At 45.4% G+C, this 26984-nt stretch carries 23 protein-coding genes and 1 pseudogene; 19 read left to right on the top strand and 5 right to left on the bottom strand.

Features of this window, described 5'->3' with window-relative positions:
* The first annotated feature begins 2 nt into the window (after positions 1–2).
* Entirely contained in the window at positions 3–1169 is a 1167-nt protein-coding gene (locus BN3003_RS06670) for a toxin-antitoxin system YwqK family antitoxin (protein WP_058355870.1), read from the top strand.
* A gap of 432 nt (positions 1170–1601) precedes the next feature.
* Here BN3003_RS06670 and BN3003_RS06665 read toward each other — a convergent pair whose 3' ends face one another.
* A complete protein-coding gene (locus BN3003_RS06665; RefSeq protein WP_058355869.1) occupies positions 1602–6758 on the bottom strand; it encodes a DUF4011 domain-containing protein in 5157 nt (1718 codons plus the stop codon).
* 208 nt (positions 6759–6966) lie between these two features.
* On the opposite strand from BN3003_RS06665, the gene BN3003_RS06660 reads away from it, so the two are divergent.
* From BN3003_RS06660 to BN3003_RS06635, 6 genes are all read left to right on the top strand, one after another.
* Positions 6967–7284 (top strand): hypothetical protein, encoded by a 318-nt coding sequence (locus tag BN3003_RS06660; RefSeq protein WP_199822558.1) that lies wholly within the window; start codon positions 6967–6969, stop codon positions 7282–7284.
* A gap of 2 nt (positions 7285–7286) precedes the next feature.
* Positions 7287–8300, top strand: coding sequence for a DUF932 domain-containing protein (locus BN3003_RS06655; protein ID WP_058355867.1), 1014 nt, complete (start codon positions 7287–7289; stop codon positions 8298–8300).
* A 98-nt stretch (positions 8301–8398) separates the two neighbouring features.
* Positions 8399–9463: a YqaJ viral recombinase family nuclease gene (locus tag BN3003_RS06650; RefSeq protein WP_082625583.1), complete on the top strand. Its 1065-nt coding sequence runs from the start codon at positions 8399–8401 to the stop codon at positions 9461–9463.
* Positions 9464–9665: 202 nt separating this feature from the next.
* Positions 9666–10139, top strand: a complete 474-nt coding sequence (locus tag BN3003_RS06645) for an antirestriction protein (protein WP_058355865.1) — start codon at positions 9666–9668, stop codon at positions 10137–10139.
* A 138-nt stretch (positions 10140–10277) separates the two neighbouring features.
* Entirely contained in the window at positions 10278–11165 is an 888-nt protein-coding gene (locus tag BN3003_RS06640) for a recombination directionality factor (protein ID WP_058355864.1), read from the top strand.
* Entirely contained in the window at positions 11162–11596 is a 435-nt protein-coding gene (locus tag BN3003_RS06635; protein ID WP_058355863.1) for a DUF1281 family ferredoxin-like fold protein, read from the top strand. The genes BN3003_RS06640 and BN3003_RS06635 overlap by 4 nt, the downstream gene beginning before the upstream one ends.
* A 118-nt stretch (positions 11597–11714) precedes the next feature.
* Here the strand turns inward: BN3003_RS06635 and BN3003_RS06630 are convergent, their stop codons facing one another.
* Complete coding sequence (locus BN3003_RS06630; protein WP_058355862.1) at positions 11715–12056, bottom strand: helix-turn-helix domain-containing protein; 342 nt, start codon at positions 12054–12056, stop codon at positions 11715–11717.
* Positions 12057–12212: 156 nt separating this feature from the next.
* Between BN3003_RS06630 and BN3003_RS18650 the strand changes: the two are divergent.
* The 4 genes and pseudogenes from BN3003_RS18650 to BN3003_RS06605 all read left to right on the top strand — a co-directional run bounded on the left by BN3003_RS18650 (position 12213) and on the right by BN3003_RS06605 (position 16766).
* Positions 12213–12985: pseudogene (locus BN3003_RS18650) on the top strand (IS5 family transposase).
* Positions 12986–13405: 420 nt separating this feature from the next.
* Positions 13406–14431: an ABC-three component system protein gene (locus BN3003_RS06615; protein WP_058355860.1), complete on the top strand. Its 1026-nt coding sequence runs from the start codon at positions 13406–13408 to the stop codon at positions 14429–14431.
* Positions 14419–14934, top strand: a complete 516-nt coding sequence (locus BN3003_RS06610; RefSeq protein ID WP_058355859.1) for an ABC-three component system middle component 2 — start codon at positions 14419–14421, stop codon at positions 14932–14934. Before BN3003_RS06615 ends, BN3003_RS06610 begins: the two co-directional genes overlap by 13 nt.
* Positions 14931–16766, top strand: coding sequence for an AAA family ATPase (locus BN3003_RS06605; RefSeq protein WP_058355858.1), 1836 nt, complete (start codon positions 14931–14933; stop codon positions 16764–16766). The genes BN3003_RS06610 and BN3003_RS06605 overlap by 4 nt, the downstream gene beginning before the upstream one ends.
* A gap of 319 nt (positions 16767–17085) precedes the next feature.
* Here BN3003_RS06605 and BN3003_RS06600 read toward each other — a convergent pair whose 3' ends face one another.
* The 3 genes from BN3003_RS06600 to BN3003_RS06590 all read right to left on the bottom strand — a co-directional run bounded on the left by BN3003_RS06600 (position 17086) and on the right by BN3003_RS06590 (position 21800).
* Positions 17086–18264, bottom strand: coding sequence for a tyrosine-type recombinase/integrase (locus tag BN3003_RS06600; RefSeq protein ID WP_082625581.1), 1179 nt, complete (start codon positions 18262–18264; stop codon positions 17086–17088).
* Between the two features lie 681 nt (positions 18265–18945).
* Positions 18946–19959: a phage portal protein gene (locus tag BN3003_RS06595; RefSeq protein ID WP_058355857.1), complete on the bottom strand. Its 1014-nt coding sequence runs from the start codon at positions 19957–19959 to the stop codon at positions 18946–18948.
* Between the two features lie 2 nt (positions 19960–19961).
* Positions 19962–21800, bottom strand: a complete 1839-nt coding sequence (locus BN3003_RS06590) for a terminase large subunit domain-containing protein (protein ID WP_058355856.1) — start codon at positions 21798–21800, stop codon at positions 19962–19964.
* Positions 21801–21958: 158 nt separating this feature from the next.
* On the opposite strand from BN3003_RS06590, the gene BN3003_RS06585 reads away from it, so the two are divergent.
* The 8 genes from BN3003_RS06585 to BN3003_RS06550 all read left to right on the top strand — a co-directional run bounded on the left by BN3003_RS06585 (position 21959) and on the right by BN3003_RS06550 (position 26981).
* Positions 21959–22798, top strand: a complete 840-nt coding sequence (locus BN3003_RS06585) for a GPO family capsid scaffolding protein (protein WP_058355855.1) — start codon at positions 21959–21961, stop codon at positions 22796–22798.
* A 33-nt stretch (positions 22799–22831) separates the two neighbouring features.
* Positions 22832–23848 (top strand): P2 family phage major capsid protein, encoded by a 1017-nt coding sequence (locus BN3003_RS06580; RefSeq protein WP_082625580.1) that lies wholly within the window; start codon positions 22832–22834, stop codon positions 23846–23848.
* 43 nt (positions 23849–23891) lie between these two features.
* The gene (gpM, locus tag BN3003_RS06575) at positions 23892–24566 is read left to right on the top strand and encodes a phage terminase small subunit (protein WP_058355853.1); all 675 of its coding nucleotides are present in this window, start codon (positions 23892–23894) and stop codon (positions 24564–24566) included.
* A gap of 98 nt (positions 24567–24664) precedes the next feature.
* Complete coding sequence (locus BN3003_RS06570; RefSeq protein WP_058355852.1) at positions 24665–25141, top strand: head completion/stabilization protein; 477 nt, start codon at positions 24665–24667, stop codon at positions 25139–25141.
* Positions 25138–25368, top strand: a complete 231-nt coding sequence (locus BN3003_RS06565; protein ID WP_058355851.1) for a tail protein X — start codon at positions 25138–25140, stop codon at positions 25366–25368. Before BN3003_RS06570 ends, BN3003_RS06565 begins: the two co-directional genes overlap by 4 nt.
* Positions 25369–25373: 5 nt before the next feature.
* A complete protein-coding gene (locus tag BN3003_RS06560; protein WP_058355850.1) occupies positions 25374–25733 on the top strand; it encodes a putative holin in 360 nt (119 codons plus the stop codon).
* The gene (locus BN3003_RS18645) at positions 25730–26068 is read left to right on the top strand and encodes a phage holin family protein (protein WP_058355849.1); all 339 of its coding nucleotides are present in this window, start codon (positions 25730–25732) and stop codon (positions 26066–26068) included. Before BN3003_RS06560 ends, BN3003_RS18645 begins: the two co-directional genes overlap by 4 nt.
* Positions 26061–26981: an N-acetylmuramidase domain-containing protein gene (locus tag BN3003_RS06550; protein ID WP_159061411.1), complete on the top strand. Its 921-nt coding sequence runs from the start codon at positions 26061–26063 to the stop codon at positions 26979–26981. Before BN3003_RS18645 ends, BN3003_RS06550 begins: the two co-directional genes overlap by 8 nt.
* The last annotated feature ends 3 nt before the right edge of the window (positions 26982–26984 follow it).

The raw sequence follows: 26984 nt of genomic DNA, 5'->3' as shown, positions 1-26984 counted from the left end.
ATATGAATCTCAAAAAAACTATTCTATGTTGCCTTGCAATGCCACTTTTTTTAGCTTCTTGCTCTAAAGAAACCTTAGACATCAGAAATGTACAAATTTCTTATAATAAAATTTATTCTCAAGGTAGCAATACCCCGTTCACTGGTGTAGTAACCAATTTCCCATTTACTAAGTTACCTATTGATCCAATTTTTAATTTAGTCAATAAACACCATAAATTTCTCAAAGACAATGGGCTTCGCGGGCGTCCAGAGTTAGCATCAACAGGCCAAATACTTTTATGTGATGTTGAGGTTGTTGATGGTCTATTAGATGGTAATACCCATTGCCGATTGATGAGTGAACAAACTACCTATTTAGATTTTAAATATAAAGAAGGGGCTTTAGATGGTAAGTTAACTGTTAACTACACAAAACCGCAAGATTCAGCATCTTCTGTTCAAGTAATCTCTGCTAATTTTAAAGGTGGCCAATTGAATGGTCGAACTGAAATGTTTACTCGAGCAGGCCAAACTATTTATGATACTGAATTTGAAAACAATCGTCCTGTTGACTCTGAGAAATTTTTAAACGGTGATGGTAAAGTCATCATCGAAAATTTCTACGGTGCCAAAAATATTGAACAGGTTAAATACTACCATCCTAAAACTGGTGATTTGATAGGTGAATCCACAGGAAGACATCGATCTAGTACTGCTGACCCTATGAATTTTACTGGCGTAGAAGCACTCTATCGTTTTGATCGGGATGAAGAAGGTAAAGTACATTTTTGGCTATTTAAAACACACACTTTTGAAGGAGGCTGGGAAACAGGCCCAGCAGTTGAATACGATGCAGATGGTAATATTATTGCTGAAGCTATCCTCGAAAAAGGTAACCCACGAAACGGAAAGTGGAGAACACCTAGCGCTGCAGGAGATGGCGAAATTTTAGAGTTTCACAACGGTCTAAGTTCATGGCAAATTCAACAGAATAAAGAATCCAAACAACGGGATTGCATCTATAACAAGGAAAAAACGTATCTAACCAGTACAAGAGAAAAGTTAGAAACTGAACTTGCTTCTACTTCAGATGAGGAATCACAACAAGCACTTAAGGCTGCATTATCTGATTTAAAGGCTTCGCCAGAACTAATGACTCAATTTGAGCAGGAATGTACTACCAATTAAGATTGAAGCACATTTCAAGATGATAAAAAGCTATTTATCCCCTTTTTAACTAATACCTATGGGATAAGTAGCTATTGATTAAAAATGTGAATGTGAACCGCCCCGGGTTTCTCGGAGACCTAACTTTCTGAGAGAATATCCGAATGAAAAATACTTACTCACATGAAATCCGTCAACGAGCGGTTCGTCTTTATCAAGAGCAGCGCAGGGAATATCCGACTCAGTGGGCCGCAATTGTGTCCATTGCCAGCAAGTTTGACTGCACACCAGAAACACTGCGCACTTGGATCAGGATATATTAAACAGGTACTTACACAAAATTCGGGACAGGCTCTATCCATTTAATTCTATTCATTAATTAACCCTAAAACTTATAGCTACTTACCCTCCTTTTTATACCGATGATAAGTAGCTACTATTTATTAAAAATGTTTAAACTGCAACCGAAGCTTGTGATAATTCACTTAATTGCTTGATTACGTCATTCAAATTTCGCTCAGGATCTAACCACCAGTCAACTGTCCATACCGAAATAATTTCCCAACCTAATCCAGTCAAAACTGATTGCCGTAACTGATCACGATCACTTGCAGTAGCGGTATTAGCATAATTCTCACCATCAATTAATATACCCACAACAAAGGTATCTGGATTCAATTTATCATACACGGCAATATCCACACAATTTTCACCATGGCCTATTTCGACATCAGTTTTCCAGCCATATCCTTGTAATTTATTCCGTAAATACTGAACCAGCTCTTTTTTAGTTGGCGCTTTATTTAAGGATGAGGGTGCTAAATGCAGTTGCCTATTTCTGGCAAATAACAAAAAATCTTTTAAATCTTTAACACCTTCACTGTTCGTTCTGGAAAGATTGATATCCTCAGGAGAGAGTGAAGAAAAAACATGTAATCCCTGTCGCGCACGAGTGATTGCTACGTTCAATCTACGTTGTCCTCCAACGCGATTTAGAGCACCAAAATTCATCGACAACTTACCAAACTGATCTTTTGCATACGTAATAGAAAAGACAATGATATCCCTTTCATCCCCTTGTACATTTTCAAGATTTTTTATAAATAAAGGTTCTATTCCTGACTTACTTATAGACTCCAACTCCGGATGATTTACCATTTCATTATCAAGTAAATCCTCAATGAGTTTTTGTTGAGTAACATTAAAAGTAACCACACCTAGAGTTAATGGCACTTCTACAGTTAACTGGCTCTGCAAATGTTGAAGTATAAAGGCTACTATTGCTTTTGCTTCAGCCAAATTAGTTCGCGTATCACCCTTATCATAAACCCCATCAATTTTATGTAATGTAATCGCAGTATCATCAGCGACAGGGGCAGGAAACGTCATCAACTCACCCTTGTAATACTTCTGATTACTAAACTGTATTAGGCTTTCATACCTACTTCGATAATGCCAACTCAATGCTAGCTCAGGTAACTGTGCGGCAAGGCATTCATCTAAAATACTCTCGAGATCCTCAGTTACTTCTTCATCGACTTCCTCATCAGAATCACCTTTACCAAAAAAACTAGTTGGAGGCATCTGTTTATTATCACCCACAACGATGGATTGCTTTCCTCTAGCTAAAGCTCCAATAGCATCCCAAACAGGTATTTGAGATGCCTCATCAAAAATAACCACATCAAATTTTGCTTCAGTATCTAAATATTGTGCCACTGACAATGGGCTCATTAACAGACAAGGTTTTAAGCCCACTAGCACATCAGGAATTTGACGCATTAATTCTCGCACCGGAATATGCCTACGTTTTTTACCAAGTTCTTTATTTAACAATGTCCATTGAGATTTGTATTCATCTGGATTTTTATAAATTTTATTCCAACGATAAATGATTTCTTGGCTTGCCTCTTGTTGATGTTCTTTATCTTGCTGTTTAAATTGTTCAATTTTCTTCTCATGCAACTGTGAATTAAATTGATTTAATTCAGGATACTGATTAAATTGATTAGTAATCCATTGCCTAGCCAAATTGATTTCTAATTGCTGAACAGCCTCATCTAATTCTAATGGCTTTTCTGAAAGACCATCAGCCAAAGGTTTTAGTCCTTCTACAATCAACTTTTCTTTGGCATTCTGCCAGTTAATCCAATTCCTCCACGCACCACTATGCTGCTGTAACAGCTTTTGTCGATGAATCAAACTCTCAAACCTAACATCAAGGTAAGTTTGTGCTTCTGACCCATCTAGTAACGTCGTATCTCTTATTAGATGCTGTAATGTCGCTTCACTTAAATTAAGCGAAGTCTTTAAATCTTCGATATTATTCTTTTGACAATATGCCAAAGAAGTAAACACTGCTTTTATATCTGAATGATTTAAGTCCTTAACTTGAAGAATCTGCTGCCATTTATGGTACGCATTTTCAAACTCTTTCCAGGGGCTCACTTCACCAAGCCAATATGTATTTAATTTATCAGCCAACTGCCCTTCATTCTTACTAAATGCAAGCTGCTGGTTTTGAATATGTTGCAATCTTTGCAGTTCACTAAACATATCCTGAGAAGTGAGTTTAGTATCATTAGTTTGATAAGTTTTAATCAATTTCTTGATTTTGTTTTTTGCAAACCATGAGAGTGGAAAGATTGATGATTCAGCCTCTCTCCAGTCCTTAACTACCTGACTTAATTCAGCTTGATAAATACTATCTTGATACTGACCAATTAGCTGTGACCGTTGTTGTTTCAAATCAGTAGCCAGCATTTGTGATTCAGTAATTAAATTTAGACTTACGTCTTTAATGTTAAACAAAAGTTTTAAATCTACATCTTGTATTAATTCGTACACAGAATGAAACAAACCAAAATCTTGCTTCATTTGATTAAATTTATCTTTAGCACTTTGCCCAAAAACCTGCTGCCAAGGTGACATTGCTTTATTGAGATTCTTTATCTGTATTTCTAAATCATCTTGTAGTTTTTGATATTGATCTTGCCAACTTAAACTCCAAATATTGTCTGAAATACCTTCTGCAAATCCTTCTAAATCTTTCTTTGTTTCAACACTCACAAGCTGGCGCAAGGTAACTGCTTGAGTCACCAACTCTTTTAAATATTTACGCTTCTCGCTAGTAAGCGCCGAAATATCAATACTGGAGAATCTCAGATTAGGCGTAGCTCGATAGCAAAGCTCATCTGACATTGCACCGTATAAACTCCAGCCAATTGGGTGAGAAGTATGTAGACTTTTAACGTAATGATTTAACTCATCTCTTGTCTGAACCAATTGATTTGATAAACTTTGCCACTTACTTTTTTTATTGATTGTTTCTGATAAATAAGGATCATTGGTTTTTAGAGCCCGTTCACGCAGTTGGTCTAAAACTGCCATCTTTTGAGCTTTTGAAGAATGCAGCTGTAAGCAAAGCTCACTTAAGCCTATTTGAGTCAATCTACGATAAACAACTTCCAATGCCGCCATTTTTTCAGAAACAAAGAGAACTGATTTCCCATCTGCCAAACACTGGGCAATCATGTTAGTAATTGTTTGGGACTTACCTGTGCCTGGTGGGCCTGATAATACAAATGTACGCCCTAATGCAGCGGACATTACTGCCGCAAGCTGTGAAGAATCTGATGATAGCGGAGTGAATAACTGTTGTGGTTTATAATCCTGATCCAACCGCACCGGTTTTGGAAAATCATCCTGCTTTAAATATGGATCACGTGGTGATTCTATTAAATGGTTTACCACTGATTGGTTTTTTAATTGATCCATTCTCGTAGAAAGATCAAGCCACATTAAATACTTAGAAAATGAAAACTGACCAATTGCGGCTTCAGTTTTTACTTCCCAACCAGGTATCGAAACAACGGCTTTACGAATGATGTGTAATACTTGATTTACATCTACACCTGCATCATCTGTAGGGAGTGGATTTAAACCCAAAATATCTAAATCAAAATCTTGTCTCAATAGCTGCAATAAGGTTGAGTTGAACCTAGGCTCATCATCATACATAAACAGCTTATAGCCTGTTTTAGCAGTCTCCCTTGTGATTTGTACTGGAATCAATAAAAGCGGGGCTTTAAATGTTCGCTTTGATCTCTCTGACTCTTTCCATTCTAAAAAACCAACAGCAAGAAACAATGTATTTGCACCACCTTCCTCTAAGGCAGTCTTAGAAGCTCGGTATACTTCAACCAAACGCTTCTCTAATACTGATGACTCAAGTGGACTAAACAGTAACTTCCGTGCAAGACACTCATCTACATAATAATCAATATAGTGTTTTTCATTTTCTCGTTGCACATCTTTAAGTGCAATGCTATCAATGCTTTTAAATAAAAAACCTTCTTGGTTTGCTAAGGCATCTTCTAATTTACTTAGGATTACCTCAGAGCTTTGCAATGGGATACTTAATCTATTATCTTTGAAATTCAATAGTTTATTTCTTAGACTTAAATCCAGAAGTCGTCTTAACCAACGATCTACCCGCGTAGTTTTACTTTCAATATGATTTTCAGAGTTATAAATTGGTACTGAGGCTGGTGCCCATTCATTTTCTGTTTCATCTAAAACTGCAATCTTGTCTTGCTTTAATGAGATTGGTTTTACACCACGTAAACGTGCTTGTCTCACATCCAAAGCCAGATAAAATTTCTCTTGTCTTAATTCATCCTTGATATAGGACTGTGCCGTTTCAAGTGCTTGGCTAAATTTGGCTTTCTTTGTGAGCAGTGTTGTTTCTACAAATATCAACTCATCCAAGTCATACCGTTTTCTTAATGACTGAATATCATCAATAATTAAATCTGCACTAGGGGTTTCATTTAACCAAACACCTAAATAAGCATGGCCCTCTTCCAAGATTAATAACGTGTCTAAGCCAATTTGTTCAGCCAGCGAACTCAACAAAAGAGTTAAATCCAAACAACATCCAAGTTTTTCATCTAAAATTTGCTTCGCCAAACGAATCCGCTGACCGGATTTTATAAAACTTGCAGGATTAACTATGTAGTGTATCTCTTGGGACAGCAGTGCCTCCCACAAAGCATTTACTTGTGTACGTACAGATATCCTATCTCTCTCTAAATATCCGCTAAGAGATCCAAGTTGCTTGCTATTCAACCATTCACTGGCCGCCACTAAAATTGGATTCAAAGAAGGGGCATTGGGTTGTGAAAAACTTGCCAGTAGCTCAATTGGCTGCTTTTCTCCCCCCCAAGTATCTATAGTGAGAAGATCAATTTCTATATTTTCAAATGCAAGAATTTCACCATCCTTACTCAACCAACTAACTTCTATATTTCCTTTTAAGTTTTCAGGTAATTCACGCAAAAAAGTTACGTCAAATGAAAGCTTTGGAGCATCCAACGATAATATTTGTTCGGCCTCTAGGTGGCTTAAGAAAATCGTATGCTCTTTAAACAATTCAGGATTTGATTTGAATACTATTTTTGAATCTATAATCGCATTTGGTGAGGATATTAAGATTTGTTTAATTAATGGCACAGAGTTTTGTTGCAACACAAAATTTAATGCTGATGCACACTCTACCTGTAATAAATACTTACTACTTTGCTGATTATTATTTTCTTGTTCTAGCATTACCACACTCCCCTTAATTGTGTATTTTACTTATTATCTAAAAGTAACTAGACTAAAATTTAATGCTACCAAGAACCTTAGTCTTCGTATATATCAATCAATTAAAATCCCCATTTTTACCCAATTATCATTTATACAAAATTAATTTTAAAAATATTTCAACCATATATCACTGTCATGTAACCAACCGCTTTAAAGGAGTATTTACATGCAGTGTCCTTATTGTCATTCCCATCATATCAAGTCATGCAGCTATGGTCGCAATACCGGAGCCGCTATAGGCACAGTTGCAGGAACAGTAACTGGTGCCAGCGGAGCTTTAGGTGGTGCTCAAGTCGGAGCCTCATTAGGTGCTATTGGAGGGCCAATAGGATCTTTTGCTGGTGCTTTAATTGGAGGATTAATCGGAGCAACCGCTGGTGGAATAGCTGGTTCTGAAATTGGTGAACAATTTGACCACAAAGTTTTAAGTATCTACGAATGCTTAGAATGTGGTGAAACATTTCAAGTTAAACGGGGAGAGTAAGCATGTCACATTTAGTTGAAACCATGGCCTATACTGGCCTTACTCCTTGGCATGGCTTGGGCAGTCAATTGCCAGAGAAGCAACCATTGGAAATATGGGCGCAAGCCGCAGGCATGGACTGGCAGATCAAAGAATCGCCAGTCCATTTTTCTATCGACAATGTTCACAATGCATCGATGTTTGGCTCATTCGATGAACAAAAAGTTTTGTACCGCAGCGATACCAACACCGCTTTATCTGTGGTTTCTAACCGCTACCAAGTGGTACAACCGATGGAGGTATTGGAGTTTTACCGTGATTTGACCGAGTACGCAGGCTTTGAGCTGGATACCGCTGGCGTGCTCAAAGGTGGCCGTAAATTTTGGGCATTGGCTCGCACGGGTAAATCCACCGCTTTGAAAGGCAATGATGTGGTCAATGGCTATGTGTTATTGGCTACTTCTTGTGATGGTAGTCTGGCCACTGTGGCCATGCCCACCACGGTGCGGGTGGTTTGCAACAACACTTTGTCGATTGCGGTGAATGGTGCCGAACAAGCAGTTAAGGTTTCGCACCGTTCCAACTTCGATGCCGATGCGGTCAAGCAACGTTTGGGCATAGCAGTGTCACAATGGGATCAGTTTATGTACGAGATGAAAGTCTTGTCTGAGCGCAAGGTCAATGTCAAAGAGGCCAATCGCTATTTTGAAGCTTTATTATCCAGCGGTCCAGCAGACGCAGCGCCTGTCATTGGGAGCAAGTCACATTTGAAACTGCTGAGTGCACAATCTGAAAGTGTGATGCCGAATGAGCGGGCCTATAAGAAGTTACAGGCCATGTACGGCGGCCAAGGCCGTGGGGCAGAATTGACCGCCGCCAAAGACACCGCATGGGGTTTGCTGTGTGCGGTGACTGAGTTTGTCGACCATGAACGCCAAGCCCGCTCCAATGAAAATCGCCTAGATTCGGCTTGGTTTGGCAATGGCGGTCAAATGAAACAAAAAGCCTTGGAGCAAGCCTTGCAATTGGTGGCTTAATCCTTATTTGTAGTATTGCATTATTCCCTTATTTTGAATGACTTGTTCCCCTGATGGCTACGGCCATCGGGGGATTTTTTATGTCTGAAAGGAATGTCATGAATTTACCTATATCTATAGGAAACGCTGTTACCTCTACTGAACATATCGTACCAAATGCAGTGCAGTCAGCCTGTGACACACCTTCTATACCCAAACCCAAAACCGCACTGCGTTTACTTAGAACCAAAGGTTTAAGCCATGAAGAATGGTTACAGGCCAGACGTTCAGGCTTGGGCAGCTCAGACGCCGCTACCGCATTGGGCTTGAATCCCTATCAATCTCGTTTGGCCTTATGGATAGAGAAGACGCGGCCTGAACAATCTTTCAACGACATCGACCCAGACGACGATACCCATCCCACTTATTGGGGCACGGTATTGGAACCCATCGTTGCCACCCACTACAGCAAACGCACAGGCAATAAAGTCAGACGCGTCAACGCCATTCTACAACATCCCGAACATCCGTTTATGTTGGCCAACCTAGACCGTGAGGTAGTCGGTCAAATCGATGTGCAAATTCTGGAATGCAAAACAGCAGGTGCTTACGGTGCCAAAGCTTGGAAAGAAGGTGTGCCTGAGTATGTATTGATACAGGTAATGCACCAATTGGCGGTAACGGGGAAACAGGCTGTCGATGTGGCAGTACTGATTGCGGGCCAAGATTTGCAAATCCACCGAGTGCACCGGGATGAGGAGCTGATTGCCAAGTTGATTGAGTTGGAAGCACAGTTTTGGTGGCATGTGGAAAACAACATTCCACCACCCGCCGATGGCAGTGACTCAGCTGCTCAAGCCTTACAAACCTTGTTCCAACAAGACAATGGCCAAATTCTGGATTTAACCTTTGATGCCGATATGAATGCTGTGTTTGAGGAATTGGTTAAAGTGCGTGCGCATTTGGATGAATACAAAGCCAAGGAAGGTCAACTTAAACAGCGTATTCAACAAACCATGGAGCATCACAGTCATGCTCAATTTCTCCATGGTTCTGTGTCGTGGAAGAAAACTGCCGATGTTCAAGTCTTGGACAGCAAACGTTTAAGTCAAGAACATCCTGACTTGGTGGCGCAATACTTCACTACCCGTACAGGCAGCAGACGGTTTACGGTACTGGCTTAATCAATCAACATTATCTTGTGCCAGCAAACCAAAATAACACAATTTATTGTGTTTTAAATGCACCAATACGGCAGTATTTTTCAACTCACTGCGATGCTTAGTCTACCACTACCCTTATCTTCCCCTACAACCACAACATACACAAACAGCCACCCAACGGTGGCTGTTTGCTTGTGTGCTGATTTAACCAAAGGAAAACACCATGCCCAATTCAAACAAACCATCACCAGTTGATGTGAACACTCCAATCCCAGACGATGAAGCCATACCCATCCACAAAATTCATTGCTCCATTGACCAACGCATGGGCTTCTTGCCGCAATATTTGGGCAATGCTCACATTCAGTTCCAAAACCGCATTTATTTCTTTGCCCAACATTTCATCGTGGACTATGACGGCGGTTACTGGGAGTTTTACCACCTAAGCAATGGCGGCTTGATGATGGAATGGGATAACAGTGACAATATCACCGTAAACAGTCCCAATGGCAGCAGCGCCGAAGTTGATGCTGAAACCGCTTCCATCATCATTAATTTGATTGCCTTATCGGATCTTTCATTCGCTTTACAGGCCGATAGCAATTCATTGAGCCAAGTGGTAAATGGCTTCCATGCCTTACGTGAGTTTGCTTTGCAGCACCCACATAGCACGACTATCTTAAAGTTGATTGATTGACCCAATGCAATCAGCTCTTCTATTTCAGTGGCCTGTAGTCAGTGCCATGCAAACTCTATCCAAATACCCAAACCGCACAGCCCCACTTTCCAGTGGGGCTGTTTGTCATTGCACATAACGTATCAAAGGAGCACTACCATGATTAAAGGACTAGCCATCACCCCACCCGTATTGGGGCGTATTTCCATCGGCAAAGTCGTTGAGAAAAACGGCAAACGTCTGCCTGAAAAAGATGATGAATTCACCATCACCACCCAAGTGCAAAGCAAAGGCCAGTGGATCAAACACCCGTTAGATGAAGAATTGCGCCAAGGTGATGCCAGTAACAAACTGCGCATCATTCCTATACGCATATTGTTCAATGATCCTGATCTGAACTTTCGCGCCAACTACTCTATGTTCGACCACAAGACAGGCCGGCCTGTTTGTGTTGGTAATGGCGAAACCTGTAAGCGCATGACTGCCCAAGGCATGACCACCTTGCCATGCCCAAGTCCGATGGTGTGTGAATATGGACAAGCCGGTTATTGCAAAGCCTATGGGCGTTTGAATGTAGTGATAGGCGATGAGGATGAGCTGGGCACGTTTGTGTTTCGCACCACGGGCTACAACAGTATCCGAACCTTGCTCAGCCGCTTGTATTACTTCAGTGCCGTTTCCAACAACCAGTTAGCCAGTTTGCCATTGGCACTGAGAATACGCGGCAAATCCACCACGCAATCCTTTAGACAGGCCATTTTCTACGTAGACATCACCACACGGCCTGAACACAGTCTTGCACAAGCCATTGCAATTGCCACTGAGACCAACTTACAACGGCAGCAAAGCGGTTTCGATCAGCAAGCCTTAGACCATGCCGCTATGCTGGGCTTTGCCAATGGTGAATTTGAGGATACCGAAGATGAAGGCTTAGAAGTGGTAGAAGAGTTTTATCCTATCGCTGAAGAAACCGATGGCATTGCGGTGCAAGCCACCAGTGGTCTGAAGCAGAAATTACAGGTCAAAGATGTAGGGGTTACACCATGAAACACCATTGCAATAATACCTTATGGTTAATAGGTAAAACTGAAACAGTCCAAGCCGCCAAGCAATCATTGTTACAACGAAACGCATCCAACTTGCTTGTATTGGATTTTGGTGGTTTGCTTCCGCCTCCTCTATCTCTGCAACTTGTAAAACGCAATAAGGCATTTGTACAAGCCTTAAAACGTTGGCGGGTCCAACATTGGAGCACCGAGAGCAATGGCATGCTCAATCACATAGTAGAATCTGAAACGGCGTTGCAATGGCACTTTACGACGCTGTGGTCACCGCCCGTCAAGGTGTATCAGGCCTTGTCAAAGCATTGGCCAGACTTGAACTGTGTGTACCACTATCACAATCCCCAAGCCTACTTGTGGGGCTTGGCTTGGTATCAGGATGAACTGTGGTCAGTACATGAAACCATGTATGGATAACAAACAAAAAAGCCACCCGTGTTGGGATGGCTTTTTTTATTTTCAGTGGAATTTAGATCTAATAGAAATTTTTTTTGAATGAGCCAATTCCCTCCAACACCACAATAAGCTATAACTACTATTTGTAACGCTGTAATTGCGCAATCAACTGCAAACTTTGCTGATGGACAAAACCTTGTTCTTGAATATCTAAAGTTTCCATTTGCTGCGCCAAATCCAAAATACGATCATTCAGAATCGGCGTGGCCTCACCTAACAGCTCTTGAACATTACATTCCAGTATTTGTGCTAATTCAAATATACGAGTCACTGAAGGCTCAACAATACCACGTTCAATTCTTGATAAAGCCTCATTGCCTATACCCAGCCTTTCAGCCACATATTCTTGAGTAAGGCTTTTGGTGTTACGGACTTTTGCTATAGATCTACCTAACTTCTGTTTTATATCACTTTTATCCATGTCATATATCCATGTGTACCAACCTTAATAGTTGCGTATAAACCTATTAACATGAACATCCTAAAAAGTTGAAAATATTAATAATAAGTTGAATTTGTTATTTTAATAACTAGGGCTTGTTAACACTACAAGCGATAATTTCTTTATCATAACCATATGCAAATCACATCCGAACAATTTGACACCATCAAACATGCCTTTCCCGTGCAAAGAGGCAACGTCAGCATCGATAATTTACAATTGCTCAATGCTCTGTTATATGTCGCTGAGCACGGCTGCAAATGGCGTGGCTTGCCAAAGGAATTTGGCAATTGGCATACCGTCTATACCCGCATGATGCGTTGGAACAAAGCAGGCGTATTGAGCAATGTTTTTATGGAATTGCAAAGGCAACAGATTTTAAATTTAGAAATCAACGTATTGTCGGTCGACTCAACCATCATTAAAGTCCATCCTGATGGATGTGGTGCTCGAAAAAAATGGCAGGCAAGCTATCGGTCGCTCTAAGGATGGATGGAGCACCAAAATTCATTTGGTTGCTGTAAGCCCGAATAGCGATTGATTTTAAGCTATCAGAGGGTCAAGTACATGATGCACAGCAAGGTCAGACCTTGTTGAAAGGTTTGCCATCTTGCTTTCGAGGTGCTCATGTACTGATGGATCGGGCTTATGAGGGTAATGAAACCCGGCAATTCGCCGTGGATTTGGGTTTTAATCCTATGGTTCCGCCCAAACGCAACCGTGTCCATCCTTGGTCATATGACCGAGAGCTTTATAAACACCGCAATGAAGTTGAGCGTTTATTTAGAAGACTCAAAGGCTTCAAGCGCATTTTTAGCCGATTTGAAAAATTGGATTCGATGTTTGTGGGCTTTATCACTTTTGCATTAATTTCTGATGCACTTCGACGTGGTGTTAACAGGCCCTAAAAATCGATCAATCACCTTTACGTCATTCATAGTACGTCTCTCCTTCTAAGGGCATCGCGACCTAGTCACTGATGGGTATGTCGAAGTTTGGCGAAATCGGCAACAGATCGGCCAGCGTGCGGAAATCGTCTAGCCCTGTTTCACCCGCGAAGAAGCGCCTCTGAAAAGCATTGGCTGCGGCCAGGTCTTGGTTCAGCTGCAGGCGGTCAGTTACCCTTGACAGCTTCAAGCAATCAAATATAGACTGAAGGCTTGAAATATAAGCATATTGCATATGTAAAAATGACTTAACTTGGGCTCACTACATTAAAACTAAAGTTAGGCCTCTCAAAACTCACATCCCTAATATTCATAATGACAAAACATGTTCCGTCGTCCATTCCGATCCCCCTGCCCTCAGCACCGTCAGTAGGATTAACTGTGGATGTCGTAACGTCGGGACCATCAATCCATCCCGAGGACCGCATCAAACTGTTCAGTGATACACAATGGGAGCAATTTATCCAAGAGTGGGTAGACTCGCTGCGCGACGAGTACGAATTAGTCGAACGCTGCGGTGGGGCTGGTGACATGGGCCGTGACATCATTGCGATAGTGAAGGATGGGAATGGTATGTGGGACAACTACCAGTGCAAGCACTATAGTAATTCACTGACACCCAGCGACATATGGGTCGAGTTAGGTAAACTCGCGTATTACACGAAGCGTGGCGACTACGAATACCCGCGCCGTTATTACTTCATCGCTCCGAAGGGCGCTGGTACGAAGCTATCGAATCTTCTGAGGAAGCCGAAAGACCTCAAGAGCGAGCTACTGAAGCACTGGAACACTCACTGCCGAGAGGGCATCACCACCACCGAGAAAGTCGAATGCGATTCAGCGATGATTGCTCACATCGAGGGCCTAGACTTTTCGATCTTCCAGGCGACGCCTGTTCTTCACATCATCGAAGGACATACCAAGACACGCTGGCACGTGGCACGGTTTGGGGGAGGACTTCCCCTGCGCCCAAACCCAGTGACTCCGCCTAATCTTCCCGCCGACAACGAGGCAGTTTTCGTCAGTGAACTTCGGTGTGCGTATGCGCAATACCTCAAACAAGACTTGAAGGATCTCGATGCAGGGCTCGCGGCTCACGGAGAACTCCGTGAGCACTTCCATGATGCCCGAGTGGAGTTCTACAGCGCAGAAGGACTGCGTGCCTTCTCGCGCGATACACTGCCCCCAGGCGAGTTTGAGAAATTACAAGACGAGGTTCACTCTGGCATCAAGGACGACGTGCGCGGTGAATACAATGATGGCTATCGTCGCGTTCTCGCAGTGGTGAAGACGGCTCGAGCCCTACAGCTCACGAGCAACTCACTCACCACTCGCATTCACACACGTGACCGGGGCGGTATATGCCACCAGCTCGCGAACGACGGAAAGTTTCGGTGGGTCAAGTGACAACTAATATACCTCTCCATTTAATTTCGCCATTCAACGGACCAGTCGAGATTGGCCTTCGTGCTCTCTGTTTGCTGAGCACCGCCTTCCCCACTGCATATGCACTGCAGCGGTTGGTCATCTTCGATTATTTCCTCGTGCATTCCGACGACATCGGCGGTCCAGAGGGGATGCACCCAAAAACCCCACATCGTGGCAGTGAAATTCTTGTTCGGCGCGGCGTGATTCAAGATGGTCTCACACTCTACGAGAGCCGTGGCCTCATTGAGCGAGTCTACAAGGATGGAGGTATCTTCTTTGCGGCGACTGATAAGTCTGCTGATTTCCTCAACACACTTAGCACCGAGTACTTGACCGGCCTCCGGGAGCGCGCCGACTGGGTTGTTGAGAGCTTCGATGCCCTCAGCGACATGGCTCTCGACACGATGGTTCGTGAGCGCATCGGTACGTGGGGTGCCGAACTCTCGATGGAGTCCATTCTTTGGACCGAGGAAGCGCCATGAAATTTGGCTTTACCCTTCGGCGTCTCTCGCTCATTGGACAGGGAAAGGTACCCGCTGAGGTTACGTTTGAGCGCGGTCTAAACGTTATCGCTGGTCCCTCAGATTCTGGTAAGAGCTTCATCGCGCATTGCCTAGACTACGCGCTTGGTGGTCGCGACACACCGAAGGATATCCCTCAAGCGAATGGCTATAGCTCCGTTGTCATCGACATCGAGGCCAACAGCGACAGACGCATCTACACACTGGAGAGAAGTCTTCATGGCGGCAACGTGCTCTGTAAGACCAATGGACAACCAGATCGTGTACTGGCGGCAAAACACCAACCGGACAAAAAGGACACCATCTCACAGTTCCTTCTGGATCTGTCGGGACTGGGGATGAAGAAGGTTCGCACAAACGAACAGGGCAAAACACGCCCACTAAGTTTCCGAGATATTGCTCGACTCGTGATCATCGATGAAGAAACAATCATCCAAGAGAACTCTCCGACACTTAGTGGACAGTACACGTCGAAAACAGTTGAGGGCAGTGTGTTCCGTCTCTTGCTTACGGGCACTGATGACTCATCTATCATCGCAAAGGAAGATTTGAAAATTGCAAAGGGACGTCAGACGGGCAAGGTCGAGTTACTCGACGACCTGCTGAAAGCAACACGTGCCCGACTCACCGAACTTGGCGAGTCGAGAACGCTCGTTGAGGAGCGCGACCGCCTGACCCGAATCGAAGCTTCGATTCAAACTGCTCTCGACGAACGAAACGCAGCACAGACAAGTGTAGTACCGCTCCAAACGAAGCGCAACACCGCATGGACGGCGTTGAAAGCGGTCGAGTCCAAGCTCGCAGTCCTGTCGGAGTTACAGACACGGTTTGATTTGCTGGGACAGCAATATAAATCAGACCTGCGACGGCTAGAAGCAATTGCTGAGGCTGGTGCTTGGCTCGATCAGCTCAAGGAAGAGCGGTGCCCAATGTGCGGCGCGCTCGCCGAGTACCAACATCACGAGCACCCGAAGGCGAATCCCACACCGGCAGATGTGTCTCTGGCGTGCAAGGCGGAGGCTACCAAGACCATGCAGCTGTTTATGGATCTTCAGACAACGCGAGCCACCAACGCCGCCAAGGTCGAACAGCTTCAAGTAGATCGAGATACTCGCCGGACCGAGTTAGATGTGATCGCGTCGGAGCTAAAAGATCTGATGGAACAGCATGTCGATGTCGCTTCCAAGAAGGTTGATGAATTTCGTGTTCACGCGGAGACATGCCGCAAGATGATTGAATATCTTGAACGGATTCAGGAGCTCGAAGAGCTGCTGGAAAATGTCAACAAGCCGAAAAAGAAGCAGAAGAGCGATATGGCAGGCGCAGCTGTGAGCACAGCGCAAGCAGATCTATTCTGCAGAGAGGTCGAGGTACTCTTAAGGGAGTGGCACTTTCCCGGCCTCGACCATGTTTCGTTCAGCGAGAGCGACCAAGATGTCGTAATCTCCGGTCACGCCCGTAAAAGCCACGGCAAGGGTATACGAGCAATCACGCGAGCGGCTTTCAACCTCGCTCTCCTTCGCCTCTGCATCGCGAACGAGCGTCCGTTCCCGAACTTCATCCTAATCGACTCCCCACTGCTCGTTTACGAGGAGCCAGACGCCGGTGATTTAGCGTTCCCACACGACGTCAAGAAGCACTTTTGGGAGAGCGTGAAATCGTCCTTTATCGATGCGCAAGTCATCATTATCGAGAATAGCAACCAGCTTCCAGACGACGGGACGCTTGACGGGGTTAAGGTCGAACTGTTCACCGGAAATGAACAAGGTCGTATGGGCTTTATCCCTACGTAGAGGGAATTCCAGTGCGTTGTTGAACACTGTCTTCTTTTAAACGTATCTAGTATGGGCGATACGTGAACAGGACGAAGAGCGAGAATGATACTTAGTGTCGAATCAAAACGTCATTAATGTCTGTTGAGCACTTACAATTTCAACCAAATCAAGCCAAAACAGATCCATTACAATAAATTAATATTGATGAGAATTTATCTTCTGAGGAAATCTCATCACCTTAAGCTTTTTAGATTCAATTATTGAAAAAAATTAGTCCTGCCCCTTGGCTAATCGTGCTAAATTAGCACGATTAGCCCCATATGGTTACTGTAAAAACTCAATTTTTAATAAACTCTTTCACCCAACCGCTATACCATTCCATCATTTCATGCCTCTGTGGAAGATACTCTGCTCGGTGGTAAGCAGCTCTGATTTTATTGCTTTCAATATGCGCTAACTGCCGCTCAATAACATCTGCTTTAAAATCATGTTCATTCAAAATATCAGTAGCCAATGATCTAAAACCATGTGGGACTGCTTTGCCTTTATATCCCATTCTGGCCATAACATAGCTCAAAGCATTCTCACTCATTGGTTTACTGAAGTCACGATAATTGGGAAACAAATATGGGCTTGAGCCTGTAATTTCACGCAACTGCCCTAACAGCTCCAGTGCCCAACTCGATAATGGAACCACATGCGGCCGTTGCATTTTCATCTTTTCAGCTGGAATATGCCATTCACGCTTCTCAAAGTTAAATTCACTCCACTCCGCGTTACGCAGCTCACCTGGTCTCACAAACCAAATAATCTGAAATATCATCGCTAAACGTATGTATTCCTTCATTGGAGATTTATAGAGGTTATCAAAAAAGGAGGTCAATTCGGTTTGCTTTAAAGCATGATGGTGGATTTCTTTTCTTTTTATAATAACCCCGGTTAATGCCAAAGCCGGATTGTACTCAATCAAACCTGTTTGAATGCCAAAGTTAAACACCGCCTTAATACGCTGAAGAGCCCTTAATGCCGTGTCATTTACTCCACGTGCTTCAATTTGTCTTAATACATCCAACACCATAGGTGTTTTAATATCAGCTAAGGATAGAGTTCCTAGCACAGGAAAGAGATCCATTTCCATTGCACGCAATATCCTGAGCGAATGCGACTCCTTCCAACGAGGTAACTGCGCATTCCACCAGTCTCGAGCAACCGATTCAAACAGTAAGCTCACTTCCTTCTTTACAGCATCCTCTGCAGCTTTGCTTAGGGTCGTTGGGTCTATACCCTCAGTCACAAGTAATTTTGCCTGTATGTGCTTCTTACGGGCCTCTGCAAGTGAAACTACCGGATAGACACCTATCGATAATGTTTTCTGCTTATTCTCAAATCGGAAGTTGTAACGCCAGTATTTATTCCCTTTAGGGTTAATAAAAAGCACCAACCCACCACCATCGCTTATTTTTTGAATTTTATTTGTGGGGGCTAACGATTTTATTTTCAATTCGGTCAAAGCCATTGGTACACCTGAGTTTCAGTCGTAGTTGTTGGTACATTTATGCTACCAACTCTCATGTACCAACAAAAGTACCAGCAATAGGCGTTGATTCTAGTTAATCTAACTTAACCATTATTAGACGATAAAAACATGGGTTAAAATACAACACATTGATTTATATATAAAAATTAGACTTTATTGGACTTTTATAGACGAAAAAAAACCGCTAAAAGCGGTTAATTCAATCTTGATGGTGCCCGGGGCCGGAATCGAACCGGCACGGCCGTATTAGGGCCGACGGATTTTAAGTCCTAACCAAAATTTAAGCAAAACAAAACCTTAATACATTTTTTGTTCTACCATTTATCATTTGTAAAGGCACGAGAAGTCTTTAAACTCAAGGCTTTGTTTTTTGAATGTAGAACAAAAAGCAGTGTCAAAAATACTGCCGCATAATGTTGCATCAATCTGCAAGTTTTAGCCGAAAATTGCATAAATATTTGAATCAAAAAATCGTCGCGAACCCCGTGCAATATATGGTTTTAATCAGTGCTGCCATCTGCATAAATTTTTTATATTTCTTGAAATGCCGAATGGCGGGAGGGGAGTTCCCGCCAGCGGGGTCAAGGGTCATTTGGAATTTTTTGGGCAAAAAAAAACGCCGCCAAGATTTTTGGCGGCGGTGACGGTCTGTTTGTGGTCTTATGTTGGTGTGTCCAACTGATAGTCCTTGAACTTGAACACCTCGATGCCAAGCTGCTCATTGATAGACTTGAACGACTCTTGTATCGGTGCGATTTCATGCTCATAAAACACCTTGGCCGCCTTGATTGGGTCACCCAAGCCGCCAGCATTTTGCGGCACAATGCCCATCAATATCGCGGGCACCCGATGCGCGGCAAGCATATCCTCAGCCGATACCGACTTGATGTTCAGGAATTCATCCTTAGCCGCCACTTCGGAGATAGGAATCAACTTGATACCATCCTTGCCGCCAGGTGAGCGCAGCATCACATTTTTAAAGTTGCCACGGCCACGGCTTTGACGCATGTTGCTTTTAAGTACATTCCAGTCGTCTTCATTAATCTTCTCATCGGTACAGTAAAGAATAAAACCAGCATGACTGCCATTGTCGTAATAGCGACGGCGGAATCGGGTCGCACTGTTATTGAGCATGATGCTGTGCATGGCGGGCAAATACTCAGGCACACCATAGATTTGCTGGCGCAAATCGTGTTGCTTCACATTCACCACATCCGCGATCTTGATGGTGTCGTACTGCAAACCATTTAAGCCAAAGCGGTTGCGAATGTACAAATAGTGTTTCATGTCGCTGGCCATACGCGTGTACATCGTCAGCAAGCTGGTCAACTTCAACACTCCGCCCAGGCGATTGCGCGTGATTTGCAAATAGCCATCGCCCAAGGTCAAGTAATTCATCACAAACAACTCAAAGTCTTTGCGGCTCAAGTATTGCGACGGTTCAAAAGTCTTTTTCAAAATATTGGCTTTGGCCTGCAACGCACTGGCATGATGCACGCCAGTGGTGGTCAACTGCATCAGTGATTCATAACTGACCAAGGGTTCAAAGTAAATGCCATTGTCGGCACATTGCAGATAGTCCAACACATTGGCGGGTGCATCATCCATGATATTGAACACCTCAAAATCAACAGTAGGCGCAGGCGCGACCATATTTTGTTTAGCGCGTTTCATGTTTAGAAAACCTCAATAGAAGAATTAGAAGAAAGAGAACCGTCCAAAGGTTCTTCGGCAAACAGCATCATCAATGCCCACGCCAAATCGCCATGACTGGCCACCGCATTGCGGCCAGAGCCATAGGTCAAACCTTTACCGGAGTTGGTTTTTTGGATGCGTATGGTCATAAAAGCGGCCTGTAAATCCATGGCCATTGAGCCAGCATCCCATTGCACACGTTTGGCACGAAACAATGATTGTGCTTTTTGCACCCAAGAGGATTTCAATTCCTGTGTAAACTTGTGGCCAATCACAGCTGGATAAAACTTCTGCACCAACTGATAAACCGCAGCACCCAAGCCACCGGCATCAATCACAAGTTTGGTCACGTTGTAACGGGTGCATACTTCGCGTATCACTTCGGCCTGTGATTCAAAGTCATTGCCATGCAAAAGCTGGCGCTCCACCACTCGAAATGGGTCGCCCTTTCTTTGTGGTGGCATCACCACCACCAAGCCAGCAGCATCACCATCATCGGTCGGGTCATAAGACACCCACACAGGATGAGCACCACAAGGCCGCGTCGGTGAAGTCCATGGTTTGTAATCAGGCCAAACATCCATTGCATCGACAGCCGCCGCCCGCAGCCAGCCGTATTCAAAAACGCTGTCGCCAGGCTTCACAAATTGGCACTTGAACAATTGGTCATACACAGACGGGGCATAGCGTTTGCGCAAATAGTCTTTGTCAAACAGTGTGCAGCCGCCCGCCTCGGCATCATCCAAGGTCACAATTTGGCGGTATTGCGCATCAGGGTCTAAGCGGCCAGCGGCCAGCGCGGCATGGCTCACATCCAGTTTGATGTGCTCATTTTCAGGCCGACCATCGTTGAATTCGGTGCCCGTCCAAAAGCCATACGCGGGGTGCAATTCATCGCTTGGTGTGGAAAAGAAAGTGGTGCGAAATCGTGCTTGCGAGGCCATCGGTTCGGCCAATTCTCGCAAGCGTTTAAAGTCCTGAATCCAGAAATACTCGTCCACATACAAGTCACCATTGCGACCTTGAGCGGTGCGGCTGTTGGTGCCCAAAAAATAAAACTTGGCCCCATTGGCCAATTCAGGCACATCGCCTTTGAATTCAATCCCAACCATGGCCAAAAAGTCGGCAATGTACTGTTTGAACTGAAAAGCCTGGGCACGACTGGCCGACAGAAAAATCTGATTGTTGCCGGTTTTCACCGCCCGCAAGAATGCTTCGCGTGCCATGAAAAACGTCGCCCCGATTTGGCGCGACTTGAGCAAATTGCGAAAACGGTTCACCAAACCTGAGCGGTACCAGGCTTTTTGATACTCAAACGACTGCTCTGTGAATATCTCAGACAATCGCTCCGTTTGTTCATCATCCAATATGATTAACTTGGATGGCTTGCGATTGCTGGGGGCTTTTTCGCGTTTTTCTTTGGGTTCACGCATTTCACGCGGTGGATTATCAATTGTTGACTGTGTATGCGGCCTGTAATCAGGCATGGCCTTATCGCCGATAACAGCCACAGGTTCAGGTGACTTATGCAAAGCGGCCTGTACAGTGGTCAACATCTTGGCCAGCTTATCCATTTCTTTGTAATCACCATCGGTTTTTTTTGGCAGATTTACAAGCTGAATCAGGCGTGCTTCGGTCGATGCCGCCACCCGTTGGTGTGGGCTACCACCATCCCAATTTTCACGCCGTGCCCAAGAGTGGACCGTGGCCGGCTTCAAACCCAAGTATCTAGCGATAGAGCTGACCCGCCAGCCTTGCCAGTGTAAATTGCGGGCTTGGATGCGCGGGTCTAAGCGTGAATCAATTATGGTTTCAGACATTTCAAGCAACTGTTAATGTAATGCCTAAGTGTCAACGCCTCACACTTATATTGCATTCCCCATCACATCTACATCACGCCCCCACACATCAATCACATTGCCCTCATGCGAGATAGTCGCGAAACTAGACACATCACCACAAACCATATTGATGCGTCATGCCACAACCACAAAACACACCCATCAAATTCAGCAAAGGCCAATGGTTTTGCATCGGCACCAGCGGTAAAACCGTGGACGGCCGCGACATCAAGCCTGAATGGCTAGAACAGTGTGCCGAAGATTACGACCCTGAGTTGTATGGTGCGCGCATCAATGTTGAACACTTGCGCAGCGCATGGCCCGGTAGCGAATTTGCCGGCTATGGCGATGTGACGGCATTGAAAACCGAAAGCGCAAACGGCATCACCAAGCTGTTTGCCCAAATCGACCCAACCGACAAGCTGGTCGCTCTCAATCAAAAGCGCGAAAAAATCTACACATCCATGGAATTGCACACCAACTTCCAAGAAAAGCAGCGCGCCTACTTGGTCGGCTTGGCCATCACCGACAGCCCATCCAGCGTCGGCACATCAGCCTTGCAATTCAACACCGATGCCAACAGCCCCTATTCCATCAAACCCGAGTTTTATATCAGTGAGCCTACAGCCATGACCCAAAACACCCAAGCCCAACAAGACAACGCCGCCACTGTCGAAAAAGAAGACCAAGCACCCAGCTGGTTCACCAAGTTTTTCAGCAAATCCGCTCCCGCTAGCGAAGCCAAAGTGGACGCGGCCGACTTGCAAAAATACCGCACCGAAACAGAAGCGGGCTTCGCAGCTGCAGGCCAAGCCATTCAGGATTTGGAAGCCAAGCAAAACCAACAATTCACAGCCGTAATGGATGAATTAAAAAATTTGCGCCAAGAATTGAGCCAACAGCCTGCGCCACAAGAAGACACCAAATTGCACACTGGTGCCGATGCCAGCGTGAAATACACCGCGCCCAACTACTGATCATCACACTTCAATTCAAACGGGAATAACACAATGAACGAAGCACTCACCCTTTTATTCAGCATGATTGGTAGCGCCAACGGTGTTGAAAATGTCCAAAACTGGTTTGCAGTAGACCCAGCCGTTGCCCAGCGCATGCACGCTGCCACGCGTGAATCCAGTGCCTTTTTGCAACGCGTCAATGTCTTTTCAGTGATGGAAAAAGCAGGCCAAAAAATTGGCATTGGTGGTGGCTTGACCGCAGGTCGCACCAACACCGACAACAACAACCGCCGCCACCCACATGCCAAACACAACGCTGTGGCCATTGACTATGTGTGCCGCCAAGTCGATTTTGACCATGCCATTTCCTACAATGAATTGGATGCCTGGGCACACCAAAAAGACTTTGCCAACCTGGTCAATCAAAACAATGAACTGTCCAAAGCCTTGTCGTTGATTTGCATGGGTTTCAATGGCAAAACCTTTGCCGCGCAAACCGACATTGTGGCCAACCCATTGTTGCAAGATGTGGCCCGTGGCTGGTTGCAGCGCATCCGTGAAGACGCGCCGACCCAAGTGGTAGGCTGGGAGCCTGGTCAAATTGGCACCACAGCCAAGCCAGTCAAATTTGGTGATGCCCAAGCCTTTAAGAATTTGGATGCCGTGGTCGTGGCCCATCACAATGAATTCATCGGTGATGAATTTGCCTTGCGCCCCGATATGGTGGTGCTGTGCAACCGCAAAACCCTAGGCGACAAATACTTCGGCTATGTGAATGAAGCTGGCACCAAAGCAACAGAAGCCAAAGCGGCCAATGATTTGTTGATTGCCAACAAACAACTGGGCGGTTTGGATGCGATTGCGGTGCCATTCTTCCCCGAAGACACCTTGCTTATCACCCCTTTGGCCAACCTGTCTATCTACATGCAAACCGCAGGCAAGCGCCGCAAAGTCGCCGATGAACCCCAATACAACCGCATTGCCAACTACGAATCTGAAAACTTGGATTATGTGGTCGAAGAATTTGATGCCTGCGCGTTGATTGAAAACTTGGAATTCGTGGCATAAGCAAGCGGGCTTATGCCCGCTTTACTTCAAAAAGGTAAAGCAAATGAGCAGCAGACAATCCAACCCCGCCCGCCAAAGACGCCTCGAGGCCATGGCTTTTTATGCCCAAGCCAGTGGCGAAGCCCCTGCACTTGAGCAAGACAACACTTACATCAAACTCAAGCAACAATTGATGCACCACCGTGTGCAATTACACGCGGTTCAATCCATCACCGACAAGGCCAAACTCAAAGCCGAGTTTCTGCCTGAATACGATGGCTATATTGACGGTGTGTTGGCCGCCGGTGCCATTCCCGTTGGTGACGATGTGTACACCACATTGTTGGTGTGGACGATTGACGCCGGTGATTTGAATCGGGCAGTCGAAATGGCCGCATTGGTCTTCAATGCCGCCGATACCATGCTCAGTGTGGGTGGCTTTGAGCGCACCGCCAAAGTCGCCGTGTTTGAAGAAATTGCCGACCAATTGGCCAAAGGTGCCGCCATTGATGTGGATGTGTTGCAAAGCCTGGTCGAATTGGCCCAACAAAAAAACGGCGAATTGCACGCCTTAGACATGCCGGACAAAGTCCGCGCCAAGTTTTTCAAGGCCGCTGGTGAATATTTTGAAACCCAAAAAAACAAAGCCGCCGCCATTCGTTTGTATGAAACCGCCTTGCAATACGACGACAAAATCGGCGTAAAGCAAAAGCTGGCCGCTTTGAACAAACCTGACTAGCTCCCTCGGCCGTGATGCGTGGTGGATTCTGTCTTGTCTTTGCCCTGCAATGCCTTGCCTGAATCCACCCGCCGCATCACCCAACTAGGTGCCCATCCATGAACAAACTCAACTTTCCCGCAGCGGCCAGCCCCACTACTCAAGACGACACCATCACCCCCAATGCGTTTTGGCCAAGCATCAGCATTGCCGAGTACCGCGCCACCATGAATGTCGATGATTCCGTGCCAGCGGTACGCGTTAAAACCGCATTAATTGCCGCTATCACCACGGTCAGCAAAGAATTGCGCGCATTCAGACTGGCCGCCATTGAAAACGGCATTACCACATTAGCGGCCTGTGATGCCGATGAAGTCATCAACGGTGAATCGGTGCATGTTCACAGCTTCAAACAAGCCGTGTACAGCTTTGCCAATGTCGAAATTTTGGAAAAATACGCCACGTTTGCCGCCACTGGCAACACCGCAGAACGTGCGGAGGCCAAACAAGAACAGGCAAATGACTTTCGCTGTATGGGCCACAACGCCGTGGCCGACATTTTGGGTCGCAATCGCTGTGACAGCGAATTGATATGAGCAAAGCCAATACCGTCATCGCCGTGCAAGACGAAACCATCAGCCACATTTGCTGGCGCCTGTACGGTGATTCTATTGGCATGGTGGAAAAAGTCATGGCCGCCAATCCCAACCTGTGCGACCTGCCGCCCAATTTGCCAGCCGGCACCATCGTGACATTGCCGGAAGCATCCAGCAGCAAGAACAAAACCAACAAAGTGATACCAACAGTCAATTTATGGGATTAAGGGATATGCAAACCACTCAAGAATCAACCGTCATCAGCCAAGTCATCATCACCATTGGCATTGTGCATTTTTCGCTGGGCTTGGCCATGGGCGCATTGGTCGGCGCCAGCCTGTTTATTTTGACCAGTCAAAAACGAGCGCCATTGTTGAATGTGGTGTATTTCACCTTGGCTTTCATCATCGGCCTGTTTGGCGGCCAAAGCCTGGGCGCAGGCTTGAGCAAATTGCTGCGCTTTTTACCCGACACCCAATTCATTGATGAATTCAGTGGCGCAGTGTTATCAGCCGCGCTGTTTATTGTTGTCATCGAGTTGGTGATCAAACGACTGCAAACCCAACCCAACACCGGAGGTGCCAAGCCATGACCACCTTATTGTTTTTCATCCAAGCCATTGCCTTGATGGGAGCCTTGACCATTTTGGCATTCGACAACCGCCACAGCAGCCATTGCAAAACCGCCAGTGCCTTGGCCTATGTGTTGTTTGTGCTGTTTGGTTCCCTCTTTTTGGCAGCCTTGGCCAAGTCTTGGCCATTTGTCACCGCCTTACTGACTGCCATCGTGGCCGTGAATGTCATCAATTTGGTGCTGGCGCGTGGCAATGTCAAAGACATCAGCGCCACCATCAAGCCTTTGCCACCAAGCAAACCACACAGCCGCCGCCACCATAAATTCAAACACAGGAAACAGCAAAATGTCTGAAATCACCCAAACATTGGCCGACATTGGCATCGACATCGGTGAGGCCATCCAAGCACAAATACAGGCCGATTGTTGCGAAGCCCCAAAGCGCGACCCACAAACCCAAGACACCCGCCAGTTTTTAAAACGCGGCAGCCAAACCGAAGCCGTGGCCATTTTACAAAGCCTGCTCAATCAGCATGGTGCCAAGCCAATTTTGGAAATTGACCACGACTTTGGCAAAGACACTGAAAGCGCAGTGCGTGAATTTCAGCGCAGCCGTGGGCTGTATGTGGACGGCAAAGTCGGCGATGCCACCTGGTCGGCTTTGTACAATAAAGACACCATGGGCAAATTTCTGACCGAGCAAGACTTCAAAAACGCCGCTGCCTTTTTGGGTGTGGAAGTGGCTGCCATCAAAGCAGTGGCCGAAGTGGAAAGTTATGGCGGCGGCTTTCTGGCCGATGGTCGCACCAAGATTTTGTTTGAGCGCCACAAGTTTTACAAATACTACGGCGCGACCATGGGCAAAACCGCAGCGGCCAAACTGATGCAAGTCAATCCCAACATTTGCAACAGCAAAGCTGGTGGCTACAAAGGCAACGAAGCGGAATACCCGCGCTTCAAAGCGGCTATATCCTACGATGAAACCGCCGCCATGTTGTCCGCTTCTTACGGCCGCTTCCAAATAATGGGATTCAATTACCGTGCCTGCGGTTTTGATTCCGTCCAAGCCTATGTGGCCGCGCAAGCTACCACCGAGGGCGCGCATTTAATGGCCTTTTGCAATTTCATCAAAGCCAATGAGGCCATATACAAAGCACTGAAAGCCAAACGCTGGGCAGCCTTTGCGGCGGGATACAACGGAGCAGACTACAAAATCAACAACTACGATACCAAGATGGCGCAGGCATACGCGCGCCATGCGGTTTAGGTG

It is taken from the genome of Vitreoscilla massiliensis (assembly GCF_001457815.1).
In the GTDB taxonomy this organism is placed as follows: domain Bacteria; phylum Pseudomonadota; class Gammaproteobacteria; order Burkholderiales; family Neisseriaceae; genus Vitreoscilla; species Vitreoscilla massiliensis.
This window is presented reverse-complemented; position numbering and strand designations above follow the sequence as displayed.